Source organism: Pedobacter polysacchareus (assembly GCF_019802255.1).
GTDB lineage: Bacteria > Bacteroidota > Bacteroidia > Sphingobacteriales > Sphingobacteriaceae > Pedobacter > Pedobacter polysacchareus.
The window spans coordinates 236,819-251,170 of the sequence record NZ_JAHYSS010000005.1 but is presented as its reverse complement, the minus strand read 5'-3'; the positions used below and the strand labels follow the sequence as shown (position 1 = coordinate 251,170).

General features: G+C 40.8%; 10 protein-coding genes. 2 read left to right on the top strand and 8 right to left on the bottom strand.

Annotation, left to right across the window (positions count from 1 at the left end; translation table 11 throughout):
• Positions 1 to 55: 55 nt before the first annotated feature.
• A complete protein-coding gene (locus K7X70_RS15710) occupies positions 56 to 1,690 on the bottom strand; it encodes an ABC-F family ATP-binding cassette domain-containing protein (protein ID WP_222537949.1) in 1,635 nt (544 codons plus the stop codon).
• A 122-nt stretch (positions 1,691 to 1,812) separates the two neighbouring features.
• Here K7X70_RS15710 and K7X70_RS15705 point away from each other — a divergent pair, with 122 nt between their 5' ends.
• Positions 1,813 to 2,028, top strand: coding sequence for a hypothetical protein (locus K7X70_RS15705; protein ID WP_222537948.1), 216 nt, complete (start codon positions 1,813 to 1,815; stop codon positions 2,026 to 2,028).
• A gap of 292 nt (positions 2,029 to 2,320) precedes the next feature.
• Here the strand turns inward: K7X70_RS15705 and K7X70_RS15700 are convergent, their stop codons facing one another.
• On the bottom strand, positions 2,321 to 3,196 hold the full coding sequence (locus tag K7X70_RS15700; protein ID WP_222537947.1) for an SDR family oxidoreductase: 876 nt from the start codon (positions 3,194 to 3,196) through the stop codon (positions 2,321 to 2,323).
• A gap of 171 nt (positions 3,197 to 3,367) precedes the next feature.
• On the opposite strand from K7X70_RS15700, the gene K7X70_RS15695 reads away from it, so the two are divergent.
• On the top strand, positions 3,368 to 3,697 hold the full coding sequence (locus K7X70_RS15695) for a winged helix-turn-helix transcriptional regulator (RefSeq protein WP_255607307.1): 330 nt from the start codon (positions 3,368 to 3,370) through the stop codon (positions 3,695 to 3,697).
• A gap of 250 nt (positions 3,698 to 3,947) precedes the next feature.
• On the opposite strand, the gene K7X70_RS15690 is transcribed toward K7X70_RS15695, so the two are convergent.
• The 6 genes from K7X70_RS15690 to K7X70_RS15665 form a co-directional block, all read right to left on the bottom strand.
• Positions 3,948 to 4,862, bottom strand: a complete 915-nt coding sequence (locus K7X70_RS15690; protein WP_222537945.1) for a helix-turn-helix domain-containing protein — start codon at positions 4,860 to 4,862, stop codon at positions 3,948 to 3,950.
• A 126-nt stretch (positions 4,863 to 4,988) separates the two neighbouring features.
• The gene (locus tag K7X70_RS15685) at positions 4,989 to 5,840 is read right to left on the bottom strand and encodes an SDR family oxidoreductase (RefSeq protein WP_222537944.1); all 852 of its coding nucleotides are present in this window, start codon (positions 5,838 to 5,840) and stop codon (positions 4,989 to 4,991) included.
• 110 nt (positions 5,841 to 5,950) lie between these two features.
• Positions 5,951 to 7,495: a sulfatase gene (locus tag K7X70_RS15680; protein ID WP_222537943.1), complete on the bottom strand. Its 1,545-nt coding sequence runs from the start codon at positions 7,493 to 7,495 to the stop codon at positions 5,951 to 5,953.
• A gap of 15 nt (positions 7,496 to 7,510) precedes the next feature.
• Positions 7,511 to 8,911, bottom strand: coding sequence for an alpha-L-fucosidase (locus tag K7X70_RS15675; RefSeq protein ID WP_222537942.1), 1,401 nt, complete (start codon positions 8,909 to 8,911; stop codon positions 7,511 to 7,513).
• Between the two features lie 59 nt (positions 8,912 to 8,970).
• On the bottom strand, positions 8,971 to 10,737 hold the full coding sequence (locus tag K7X70_RS15670) for a RagB/SusD family nutrient uptake outer membrane protein (RefSeq protein ID WP_222537941.1): 1,767 nt from the start codon (positions 10,735 to 10,737) through the stop codon (positions 8,971 to 8,973).
• Positions 10,738 to 10,758: 21 nt separating this feature from the next.
• Complete coding sequence (locus tag K7X70_RS15665) at positions 10,759 to 14,208, bottom strand: TonB-dependent receptor (RefSeq protein ID WP_222537940.1); 3,450 nt, start codon at positions 14,206 to 14,208, stop codon at positions 10,759 to 10,761.
• Positions 14,209 to 14,352 lie beyond the last annotated feature (144 nt).

Genomic DNA, 14,352 nt, shown 5'->3' with positions numbered 1-14,352 from the left:
AACCGGGATTGATAGTTCAACCCCGGTGAGTACCTGTATGTAAGTATATGTTTTTTTAGCTTTGTTCTATTTCTTTTAAGCTGTCCATCTTTTTGTAGGCCAGGAAGCCTTTGATATCTTCAAAATGCTCACGAACACGCTTATTACCAAACTCGAATACTTTTTCAGCCAAGCCATCCAGGAAATCCCGATCATGGGATACCAAAATAATAGTGCCATCAAAATCTTTAAGCGCATCCTTGATAATATCTTTGGTCTTCATATCCAAGTGGTTGGTTGGCTCATCCAGGATCAGTACATTTACTGGCTCTAACAGTAACTTGATCATGGCTAGACGGGTTTTCTCTCCTCCTGAAAGCACCTTAACTTTTTTCGTGGTATCATCACCACTGAACATAAAGGCACCTAAAAGGTCTTTAATTTTTATAGAACCATCGCTTAATGGAATCTGGTTAATGGTTTCGAATACCGTTAAATTTTCATCAAGCAGGGCAGCTTGATTTTGGGCAAAGTATCCAATCTTGGCATTGTGACCTACTTTTAATTCCCCTTCAAAGTCGATTTCGCCCATGATGGCTTTGATCATGGTCGACTTACCTTCCCCGTTTTTACCCACAAAAGCTATTTTTTCTCCCTGTTTGATCACCATTGATGCTTTTTCGAACACCACATGATCGCCATAGGTTTTAGTAAGCTCTTCTACGATTACCGGATATTGCCCCGAACGCGGCGATGGCGGGAATTTCAGGCGCAATGCCGAAGTATCCACTTCATCTATCTCAATCACTTCGAGCTTTTCAAGCATTTTCACACGCGACTGTACCGATAAGGTTTTCGAGTAAACCCCTCTAAAACGGTCTATAAATTCCTGGTTGTCTGCGATAAAACGCTGCTGTTCCTCATAAGCTTTCAATTGATGGACACGGCGGTCTGCACGCAACTGTAGGTAATGACTATATTTTGCTTTGTAATCGTATATTCTGCCCATCGTTACCTCAATGGTACGATTGGTAATGTTATCTACAAAGGCACGGTCGTGGGAAATTACCATCACTGCCTTAGCAGAGTTGATCAGGAAATCTTCCAGCCATTGGATACTCTCGATATCCATGTGGTTGGTAGGCTCATCCAATAAGATCAAATCAGGTTTCTTTAATAGAATTTTAGCCAGTTCAATACGCATTCTCCAACCGCCAGAAAACTCAGAAGTTTGTCGGGTAAAGTCTTTACGCTCGAAGCCTAAGCCTTTTAATACTTTTTCTACCTCTGCATCATAATTGACCTCTTCGATCGAATAAAATTTCTCGCTCAGTTCGGAAACGCGTTCGATTAGCTTCATGTAATCGTCACTGTCGTAATCAGTACGAATCGTCAATTGCTCATTCAGCTCCTCAAGCTCTTTTTGCATCTGGTTTACTTCCTCAAAAGCTTTCATCGTTTCTTCAAAAACGGTCACCTTATCCTGAGTCAGGAAATGCTGTGGCAAATACGCAATCACCGCGTCCTTAGGACCGGTTACGTTACCAGAAGTAGGTTTTGCCGCGTTGGCAATGATCTTTAAGATGGTCGACTTGCCCGCACCATTCTTACCCATAAGGGCAATTTTATCGTTCTCGTTGATCGAAAAGGTGACATCGCTAAAAAGAGTGGTTCCGCCAAATGAAACGGAGATGTTGTTTACATTAATCACAGTATGGAATATTGAATATTTGCAAAGGTAAGAGAAAGAGATCGGATTAAAAGGCAGCCGTATTAAATTACCTGCAACTTATAAAATTAAAGGGTGTCTCTTCATTAAACAAACCCATGGAAATGAAGATCCTTTTAAATACCCTGTTCCTTTTTATGCTCAGCCATTATGCGCTTGGCCAAACACAAAAAATATGCAAACCCCTACTGCTGAAAAACACCTATTATACCTTTAAAGTAGAGGTTAAAAAAAACGAGGTAAGCTCCTACAATACTCAAAACAAGTATGTGAAAAACGGAAACGTCAATTTCTCCAATCATCCAGCCAGTATAAATTAAAGGGCACATATTTAGACGAGAATAAAAAATACACCGTAACCATTTCTTCTAATGGGCAAAGTTTAGTATTTCAACATTCGAAAGCAGGTCAAATCTATGTACCCTTTGATTATCTGGGCAATAATATTTTTAAACATGAAAACATTACACTTAGTTTTTCTACTGAAAAGAATGAAATTAAATTGCTTCAAGACGGCATCAAAGAAACCTATATCAAAATCATCAATTGACAAAAGAGAATTTACAGGACAACGAATTCAGTTTAAAATAAGTACGATCGAGCCATAGCAGCCTAATAGATCTGAGCAATAAATTGAGGCATAGTTGTAGGTTTTCTACCTAAGAATCTTGCTAACGTATCGTCCACTACATCCATTGCACCTTCTGCCTGCGCGGTTGCCCACATGGTAAACATACCAATATACAAGTCTGGCACGTCAAACTGTTTCATTCTGTCTTCAAACGCCTCCACTGATAACGACTGATAATCAACCTCTTTTCCCAAATGATCCGCTATGGCCTTAGCGATCTCCTTAAAAGAAACGGAAGCTAAATTAGTTAAACTATAAATTTGTTTTTCATGTCCTTCGGTAGTTAATACCTCTGCAGCTGCTTCTGCCAGCTCTTCGCGTAGCACATAACTTGCTTTTCCATCAGCTGCGGGAAACAATATGACACCAGTCTCCCCTACTTTTTCTCCGGCAAAAACGGGTATCATTTCCAGATAAATCCCATTTTGAAGAATAGTATAATTAAGACCGCTAGCGATTAGGTAGGCTTCTGTTTGTGCATGAGCATCTTGGAATGCTGCTATAGCCGAATCCTCAAAATTTGATTTCCTCACAAAAGAGGTATAAACAATATGTTTAACATTGGCAGATTTCGCAGCCTTTATGGCGTTTATATGATGCGCAGTCCTGTTTTCGACCGCTTGTCTATCGTTACTAGAAACCAATAATAGCTTTTCTACTCCCTGAAATGCTTCAACTAATGAATCATAGTCTGTGTAATCCCCAACTCTTACTTCAATTCCTTTACTTTTAAGATGATCTGCATTTGCTGCATCCCTTACTAAAGCGGAAATTTCAGATGGTTTAACCCCTTTTTTTAATAAATGGTCAATGGCTTTTGAGCCAAACTGACCTGTTGCACCGGTTACTAAAATCATATCTTATGTTTTAATTATAATTCAAACCTAGCGATATTAATATACTAAGTATACTTTGTTACTAAAGATTAGCACTATACATTTGTATACTAAGAATAAGACAATAATATGAGTGATTTCAAGGAATTATTAGATAGAGATAAAGTACAGCAGTGCCCAAAGCATTATGTAATGGCCTTAACGGACACTTTAAATGTGATGAATGGCAAATGGAAACTGCCTATAATTGCTTCGCTTTTGCATGGAAAAACACGCTTCAAAGATCTACAAGACAACATCGATAAAATAACACCCAGGATGTTATCAAAAGAACTGAAAGAATTGGAAATTAATGGCATTGTTGAGCGAAAAGTATACGATCAAACCCCTGTATTAATAGAATACATACTGACTGAGTCTGGTAAGAGTATCACCAGTGTTATCGACTCGATGATTGATTGGGGAATGCTGCATAGGGCCGAAGCCATAAAAAGTAACTGGCCAAAAGCAACAATCGATTAGATCAACCCATAATTAGTCTCAGTCCTATTCAAAAAGACATGTTCCTAAGTAGTGCCAGGAATTTGGGGGGAATTCGGTTTGCCCGCGACAAACAAAAAAACATTACAGGCTTTTATATATATTCTGACAAGGTTAAGAATATGTTTTTTGAGAAAATAAAACATTGATTTACAATCTCATTAACAGGTTTTTTAAAGAAAATGATAAAAAAGCAATATGCAAAATAGGCAAGACCTGCATTCACCTTCCATTAATTGAAGGGAGCACGGAATTCCAGCGGTGTCTGATTGGTTTTAGTTTTGAATAATTTACTGAATGACTGCGAGTGTTCAAAACCGAGATAATAAGCAATCTCCGATACGGATAGATTGGTCGATGACAGCTTTTCTTTTGCCTTCTCAATCAGTTTATCATGTATGAATTGCTGGGTGCTCTGCCCGGTTAGAATTTTCAGTAAGGTACTTAAATAATTGGCGGAGATGTTTAATTCATCAGCTACAAATTGTACCGTAGGAAGGCCTTCAACAACTAACCTCTCCTCTGTAAAATAACTGTTTAGCAGCGATTCCAGTCTGTGTAAAACCTGATGACTGGTGATTTTGCGAGTCAGGAACTGCCGATGATAAAAGCGGTCTGCGTGAATCATCAGGTATTCCAGTTGATTGATAATCAGCGATTGGCTGAACTTATCCATATTAGACTGGTATTCCTTTTCTATATTTTGAAATATCTTTGCCACCACAGTTTCCTCTTTTTCAGAAAGGAAGAGCGCTTCATTAACCTTATATTGAAAGAAATCATATTTTTTGATTTGTTCAGCCAGCGGCGTATTCCACAAAAAATCGGGATGCAGCAACAACAGCCATCCTGATTGCCTTACGCTTACATCCAGGTTGATCTCGACTTGCAGCAGCTGCTGAGGAGCAAAGAATGATAATACCCCAGAATTAAAATCATAAGGTTGCTGGCCATAATTGAACTTAGCATGAACATCCCGCTTCAGGGCTAAGATATAGAAATCCTGCATCCATTTCAGATTCGAAACACCGTCAGGATAGTTTACCTTACTGTAATCCACCAGACTAATGAGCGGATGCTCCGGATCCGGCAAACCATAGTAGGAATGTAGGTCATGTAGTGAGTGGAAGCGGAATGTTTTACCCATAAACTAAGGTACTAAATTTTCTTTGTACAAGATTAGCGGGTAATGGTTCATGGCGGAAATAGCCAACCCCCATTACCCACACGCTGAGGTATCCAACCGTTTTTGCAATCATACTTCGCATGATGATTAAATACCGGTTGATTCTCCAAGTTCTAAATGATCCATCAGTGCTTTTTCAATAACCCCAATCTTATTCTTCACAAATTCAGATGTACCAATCCCCATAAAGAAATGCACAGGGGGCTGTACTTGTTTACTGAGTTCTATAAAAACTGTCGCCGCTTTCTTCGGATCATTAGGCTGGTTCCCATTGATCTCATTTAGGTGTTGCGCTTCACCTGCTCTTGCATTAGCATAAGCCCCAATCGGATGGGCGGGCACCATTGCGGAATCTTTATCCAGGAAGTTCGTCCGAAAATAACCTGGATAAACCAAGGTGGTATGAATGCCAAACGGTTTCATTTCTACAGCCAGGGCTTCGGTATAGCCAGCCATAGCAAATTTAGTAGAACAGTAAATACCAAATCCTGGAAAATCCCCTACGAAACCGCCAATTGAAGCAATATTAATAATATGCCCGGAGCGCTGATCCCTCAGATAAGGAGCTACGTTCCGTATTACATGTAACGGTCCGAAAACATTGACATCAAAATTCTTTTGCACTTCTTCTGCCGTTAATTCCTCAATAGCCCCAATCTGACTGTAACCTGCATTGTTTACGACAACATCAATGCGACCGAACCGTTCAATGACCTCCTTTATTGCCCTTTTGACATCCTCATTGCTGGTAACATCCATCGTTAATGGAAGAAAGTTCTCCTGTTCACCAACAAGGTTAATTAAAGCCTGTTTTTTTCTTGAAGTCGCTGCTACCCGATACCCCTCTGATAATAATCGCTGAATAAGATCAGCGCCTAATCCTTTGGACGCGCCAGTCACAAACCATACTTTTCCTGCTTGCTGTGTTTCCTTTGTCATTATTATAATATTTAATTATACAAAGTTGGGTATTGACATCTAGCAGAATGTAGCCAGTCCTTGGATTATTGTAGTCAATTCTCAGATGTAGAATTTAAATCAAAAACTCTCTAAATAGATCTATTTCCTAATAATTCATTCGGAAAAGGAACGCGGAGACCAGTTTTCTTAAAAGTTGGCAACTGGGCGCCACTCTCCTTCATCTTCTTCGTTAATAAATCAGCTAAAGCTCTAACTCTTTTCGGATACTTCTTAGACAAATCATACTCCTCCCCTATGTCTTGTTTAATATTATACAGCTCTAGTCTGCCAAATTTCTGGAAATAAATCAGCTTCCAGTCTCCTTGTCTGATCGCAGTCAGCCAGCTCACATTTTCATCATCTCTACTGGCCGTCCATTTATTGGGGAAGTTCCAAATCAGTACTTTTTCCTGATCCCGTTTTCCTTTTATAAATGGAACCATACTCTGACCATCTATCGTCTGCACAGTTTTATACTTCTTGATCCCAGCCATCTCCAGTAAAGTCGGATAAAAATCTTCAATCACCACATACTGATCATTACTCGTGTTTGCCTTGGTAACCCCAGGCCACCTGATCATCATCGGCTCACGAATCCCTCCCTCATATAAAGATCCTTTTCCAGCTCGCAAGGGTAAATTCTGGGTATCTATTTTTCCCATCCTCGGAGCACGGGAAAAACCACCATTGTCTGACATGAATACAATAATTGTATTTTTCGCAAGATGATTTTCATCCAGATAGCCCATCAGGTCTCCCAAACTTTTATCCATCCCTTCCACTAAGGTGGCATAAGCTGCTTCCTGCTGCGTTAAACCCATTTTAGTATACCGCTCCAGGAAACGTTGATCTGCATCAAAAGGAAGATGAACCGCAAAATGAGACATGTATAAGAAGAAAGGCTGTTGCTTCATCCTGGCTGTATCCAAGGCCAGTAGAGCCTCACGAGTGAGGGCTTCAGTTAAAAAAGTACCAGTTCCCCAATATTTTTGTAAGCCAGGAACAGCCCTTAAATTAGTCTTGCCTTTGATATTACCATAATTTTCTTCGGAAAGAAAGGAAGCTGGATTACCCGCAGCACTACCCGCAATGTTTTTATCAAAACCAAGGTTTAGAGGATTAGCCCCGGGCGTTTGATCGGCGCCAAAATGAGCCTTGCCACATTGAATAGTATAATATCCATTGTCTTTTAGTAATTGAGGCAATGGAGTAACAAACAAAGCATTCGCCGTTTCTTTATTCGGGCTCAATCCATTTACATTCCATTGCGGCGCCAGTAATACACTGTCATTTGCTACATCGGTCGACTGATCTTTAAACATGGTCCAGTTAGTGACCCTATGTCTGGCCACATTGGTTCCTGATAGCAGGCTTACCCTGGATGGTGTGCAGATGGAATTCGCATAAGCCTGGGTAAACTTCACACCACTTGCAGCCAACTTTTCCATATTTGGCGTATGAAACTTCTGATTTGCAGGGGTTCTTTTATCCCAGAAAGGAACCGAGGTATCCTGCCATCCCATGTCATCTACCAGAAAAAAAATAATATTGGGCTTTTCCTGGGCATAAATACGATGATGACCTGCGATGACTATTAATAATATTAAACCTAGTTTTCTAAAAAAACACTTCATATCTATTTTACTTAATTAATAAATTCCGAATTCCTTAATCTGAAAATCACCACGCGCTTCATTAATGACTAAACGGGCCTTGGTCGCTGTTATCGGTTTTTCCAATAAATGAATAAACTTATTTCCTACCGAAGAGCCATCGAACAATTTCTCCCATTTTCCATTCCAGAAGCACTCGATACTGAAACTCCTGATGCGTTGTCCCTCTGCAATCTCTTCCTGAATCACAAACTGTTTGATTGTGGTGGCTTTAGATAAATTTAATTGCAAGACCTTTTTACGCCCTGAGGTTACAGCAATTGGATTTTCGAACCTGCGCTTAATTTCTGCTCCAAATTCCTTTAAACGTTTAACATCTGCTTCAGGTAATAATCCACGGTTATCTGGAGTCAACCCAAGGATGAGCGTAGAATTTCGACCTACCGATTTATAATACATATCCACTAAATCATCCAAAGGAAAAATATGCTGTTCATCATTGGGTTCCCAAAACCATTCATGCCTGCCGTTATATCCCCTAAGCGGTGCGTCTGCCATGGCTGGCATCCAATACTTACCGTTGACATCCCCATGTTTCAACAATGCAAAATTATTTGCTGAAATTCCTTTATAGGTACTTTCTCCTGAACCAGTGGATGGATAAGTAAAAGTAGACCAGCATGGATAACCTACTGTCCCCGATTCTGAACCTCCCCACCTTGCTTCAGCCAGCTGATCATTGTGATAAAACAGGCAATTGGGCTGGTATTTTTTTACAATAGGCAAAACATCCGGAGCTCCTTTTTCCGGGCCGCTGGCACCACCATCAAACCAGATCTCAAACAAATCGCCATAATTGGTACAAATTTCTTTCAGCATCCCCTCCGCCATTGCATTATAGTATTGCTGACGCTTTTTTTGCATCTCTCCAGTTCCATCGACTTTAAAATCATGAACTCCCAGAAAAGAGTTCCAGCGAATTCCCAGGTATATGCCTGGCTTTAATCCGTGCTTCCGACAAGCGTCCACAAAATCCTTTACCAGATCTGCTTTGCCATCTTTCCATTTTAAAGCCTTCAAACTATATGGATTTACGTTGGACTGAAATAAAGCAAAACCGGTTTCGTGAGTAGCCGTAATAATGGCAAACTTTGCACCCGCATCTTTTGCCGACCTTACCCATTGTTCCACATCCAGACTTACCGGATTGAAAATATTATAATCCGGTACAGGTGTCATTCTGTTAGCCGTCTGTGCATATTTTGACGGATCAAAAACATGCAGATCGTAATGAAATACCACCCCCAGCTCCGCCTTCTGCCAGGCGAGCTGCTGAGCATTTGGCTTAGGAAGTATTTGTGCCTGTGCAAAAGAGATGCTCATCATCAGCACGGCGATAAGTGGTCTTATCCCTGTAAAATTTATTTTATTCTTCATGAAATTTCAAGTTAAAGCAACAACCAGATGATGACTGGTTGTTGCAGATAAAAGAAAGATTACCAGCCTGGATTTTGCGGCAGTAATTTAGGATTCAAAGTGAGCTCATTTTGCGGAACAGGTGATAAATAATCCCTGTTCAGGTTGAATTTATAACCAGAACTCATCGCTCCTATATTTTGATACAGTTCGATATAACCATTTGCATCCACAGGATAAGCATTGAGTACAGCCGCAGGAAATGCCCCATTCCATTGATCACGCTTGGCTCCTTTAGGTTTCCAGCCCAGCAAAAGTTTATTTGCGGATGCCCATCTGAATATATCATCCTTACGGAAGCCTTCAACTGCCAGCTCTACTCTACGTTCACGCCTGACTTCATTAATCAGCCCTGATAATTCCGGGAATCCCCAGTTTGGGTCATTCTGTATCGCAGTGATCGTTAAGTTTGGCATCCCCACCCTGTCGCGGAGTTTTTTGATACTTTTATCAATGTCAGCTTGCGTCAGTGTTCCAAGTTCAGCCTTTGCTTCGGCAAAGTTTAACAGCACTTCTGCATAACGGAAGTAAATCAAACCGGTGTATCCTATATTTGATATGTTCTGCTGCATCACGGGATCAGGATTTAAACCTTTGTAAGATTGATAACCGGTAGCTGTTTTATCAGAAATGGCCCCTGTAAATCCTGGAAGGGTAAAAATCTCAGCTGGCAGACTTTGCAGCAAAGTGTGTTTGCCATCCGGCGTACAAATGGTCTGATTCAAACGCGGATCTCTATTGGCCACTACCTGCAGCAGTGAATTGTCTCCTCCATACAAATTATTCCCGGAAATCGGCTGACCGTCCGTACACAGGTAAGCATCGACTAAATTTTTTGTGATCCCTCTTCCTCCTCCACGCTTAATCGTAATTACCCAGTTATTGCCGAAAGCAGGATTATCAGTAATCGAATATTTTCGCCAGAACATGATTTCTTTACTGGTGCTGTAATCTGTCTGGTTGAATAATTTCCAGTAGCCAAAATCAACACCGGTATTGTCTAACTGATAAACATTTGAATTGATCAAAGCTTCCGAAACCGCTGCGGCCTTTTCCAGATACTTTTTACCATCGGATCCATTTACGCCAAAGACAGTTCCAGCATGGTATTTTTCCCAGGTGCCTTCATACAAGGCAATTCTGGATTGAAATGCCATAGCAATTTCTTTATTTACACGTTGTCCTTGTGCAAGTGCTTTGGTAGGAAGTAAAGCAATTGCCCGGTCAAGATCATTTAAAATAGAATCAGCAATGATATTTCTTTTTAGGCGGGCACCATAGATCAAGTCCTGGTCTGCTACGGAAAGCGGAATATTGATCCACGGTACATCTCCATAGGCCTTCATTTTTTCAAAATAAAACCAGGCCCTGAAAAATAGTGCTTCCCCAACAAATGGATTCACTGCAGCAGGCGCTGCCTGTACCCTATTGTAGTTCGCAAGGAAGTAATTGATGTTCCTCAGTTCTGACCATGACCAGCCCCCATCAGTAGCGGGCACCGTCCTTTCGCCGTTGATCGCCCTATTATATTCACTCGTCAGGATCATATTGTCACTACCCTGATCGGCATCCAGTCCATAAATACCCAAGGTGCTGAACCCATTATAAGTTGGAAGCATCCGACTATAAAATCCATTCACATAAAGTTGCAGGTCGCTGCTACTCTTCCAAAATTGTGCATCGGTAATTTTATCCTGAGGGGTTAAGTCCAGTATCTCTTTTTTGCAGCCTGTGAACAACAGGATGAAGCAGATGAAAATACCTGCTACGTGATTTATATTTTTCATTTTGTACAGTTAATGGGTAAATTATAAGGTTAAATTCAGGCCAAATGAAAAGGTGCGTCGGAGGGGATAAATTTTACCATCCGAGCTGTTTACATTCGCAATTGCGCCATCAACAGGAACAGCCAGCTCCGGATCAATAGACTTCACCATCTTGGTGATGGTGGCTAAATTTTCTACGGATACATACAGCCTCAATCTGTTTATTTTAACCCGTTCTATCAGATGCTTAGGCAAAGAATACCCCAACTGAACGTTTTTAAATCTTAAGTAAGCACCATTCTGGAGGTAACGGGTCTGTACCACTTCATTTTTTGCCATTTCTGAGCTCATGTAATACTTAGGATAATATCCGCCAGGATTTTCCGCCGTCCAGCGATCACGGTGAATGTCAAAGAATGAACTCTGAAAACGATCACCAGTAATGCCCCAGAAGTAATTTGAATTCACCCATACATCCCGCTTCGCCACCCCTTGAATAAAGGCATTGAAATCAAAATTCTTCCAGGCAAGGTCCAGGTTTAAACCATAAGAATACCTTGGTGTATTGTTACCAATAATGGAAAGGTCCCCTGATTCTGACACTGTATTTTTGCCATTGTCAATCCGTCCGCTCTGGTCAAGATCTTTATAAATTACATCGCCGCCTTTCCAGGTGCTGTTCCAGAATGAAGCTGGAAGTGCTCCTGCTGCTGCCTGATCATTTGCGTACAAGCCGGTGGACGTATAACCCCATATTTCTCCGATATGCTGACCTACATAAAAATCGCTCAGTATCTGTGTTGGGTTAGGATATTTCGTAACTTTTCCAGTATAATCACTCAGCAGTGCTTTAACAGCATACCTAAAATCTCCAACCTGGTCTTTCCATCCCAAAGTCAATTCAAAACCCTTGGTTTCCATTTCGCCCGCATTTATCGTTGGCGCCGCGGTACCAAATGTGGCAGGTAAGGGAGCTGATGCAACGATCATATCCCTCATGGTCCGTTTGTACCAGTCAAATGAAACCGATAAACGGTTGTTTAAAAGTTCTGCATCAAAACCATAGTCAATCATCACCGGTTTCTGCCAGGTAATATTAGGATTAATCACTCCTGGAGCAGAAACATAAGCTTGTCTGCCGTTACTGAAAAACCAATTATTTGGATTGTTTGTCACAGAGGTACCAGCTCCGGGAGCCACAGTGACCATAGACTGGTAAAAAGGATACAGAGAAAGACTCGCCTGATCACCAGACTGCCCGTAAGATGCCCTTAGTTTAAAAAAGTTCAGTGTATTTTTAATGGGTTTCCAGAACTCTTCGTTAGAAACCACATAACCGGCAGATACCCCAGGATAAAATTGCCATCTCTTAGTGATAAATCTTGAGGTAGCATCGTAACGTCCATTAAATTCCACAAGGTATTTTTCTTTATAATTATAATTGAACCTGGTAAAGTAGCCTTGTGTACCCAATTGCTCAATGGCATCGCCTACTATAGGTTTATCATTGTAGGTTAAAGAAAGAGAGGGCAAATTATCGGTATATAAATTACTGTTACTTGCGCTAACACTTAGAGATTCATTAAATCTTCTAATATAACCTCCAAGGATTTTAAAATTATGATCACCAAAACTATGCTCATAAGAACTGAACAGGTTAATCAGCTGATTGTTGGCTTTACCTAATGTACGACTAAAGGTATTTGGGTTTACTCCAAAAGTTGCCAATGAGCCGTCCGGTTTAGGGATGTAAAACGTTTTCCCCTGAGCCGAAGACTCGTTATAAGTCGCAAACAAAGAATAGTTTCCAGTAATATTCAGGCCTTTGATGGGAGCAAGTACAAACTCCCCAGTTAAGAAAGTCTGATCCAGATTCTCCAATCTTCTGCTGCCAGAGCCCATCCAGGCGGGGTCACTGAAGTTGGACAAATTACCATCAGGATTGTATAGTGGAACCACAGGTGCAACTCTGGCTGCCTGGTGCATGTAACCGCTTAAGCCACCACCCGTTCTGGCTGGATATTCAAAAGGCATATCTGAATTCGATCTTGAAAATGAAGTCCTCACGTTAACTTTCATCCAGCTGGTCACATCCGCGCCCAGATTTCCCCTGAAATTGTAACGTTTAAAATTATCATTTCCATAGCTGTACATCCCAACAACATCGTTGTACCCCAGACCCACATAATAATTGATATTGGAAGAGCCTCCGCTTACGCCAATATTATGTTGCTGACTGATGCCCCATTTTTTAAAGAGAATATCAAACCAGTTGTTGTTCGCATTGCCTAGCTGCCCATTGTTCCAGTCTGTGTTTGCGGCATTTGCCTGAGTTTCGGTTTTTAAGGTTCCAGCAAGATAATCTTTCACCCTTTGGATTTGCTCTTCAGGATATATAGGTGTACTCCCAGCATTCTGGGCAGCCTCATTCCACATCGTTACATATTCCAGGGAGCCAACGGTCTTAGGGGTGTTCATCAACTGCGCGTAAGAAATATTATTATCATAACTGATCTGGGGAGCAGCTCCTTTTTTACCTTGTTTTGTATTGATCAATATGACACCAAAAGCACCATCAACTCCATAAATTGCAGCTGAAGCCTGATCTTTCAACACACTGATATTTTCTATATCATTAGGATTAATCGTATTGATATCTCCTCCAGGGACACCATCTATCACTAACAACGGAGAACCCTTAGCTCCGAAACCAGTGAAACCTCTGATATTGATGTCCTGCTTTGCATTCGGGGCACCACCAGTATTATTACTGCTAATGTTCAGGTTCCCGACTACCCCTTGTAAAGCTTGGGAGAGGCGGACAATCGGGCGGTTTTCCAACATTTTTTTATCTACCTGAGCAACAGCTCCAGTCAGGTTCTCTTTCTTTTGAGTACCATAGCCTACCACCACAATTTCACTTAAGGAAGCATCCTGAGGTGTCAATGTGATGAGCATTTCTGATTTACCCTCTGCTTTTATTTCAAGCGGCACATAACCTATATAGGAAACCACAAGAATGGCATTTTCATCTATTCCTTTAAAAGCAAAACGACCGGCGTTATCTGTAATTTCAGCTTTGTTAGCTCCTTTAACTTTAACCGTAGCGCCAGGTAAACCCAGTCCTTTTTCGTCAACAACCTTACCCGTCACATTGATAGAGAAGTTGATAATTGTGGCGGGAAAAGTAGTAAGGACAAGTTTTTCCGTAACAATTATGGCATTATTTTTAAAAGAATAGTTTAAGTTTTGACCTGCAAAAACTTTTTTTAACACTTCCAGAAACTGTTCGTTTCTAACCTCAATATTCACTGGATTTGCATTTTTAAGCACCGATTTGGTGACCAGAAAATCATAACCGGTTTGTATGCGGATCTTGTCAAATACTTTTGTCAGTTTTGCATTTTTTTCAGACAGGGTGATTCTTTGTGCAAATGAATTGGCACTGACCTGTAGTATTGCTGTGGTAAGTAGCAGAATGGTTAGTTTCATAACCAATAGTAATTTAGGTATGTCCCTTTTTCGGAGACATAGGTTTGGGTTGCAAATTTTGTACATTTGTTTAGGTGGGTTTATAGCGAGTGCTTGTTCATTGTCCAGATGCCCTGCACCGCTAGGTTAGTTGTTTAGTTTTAA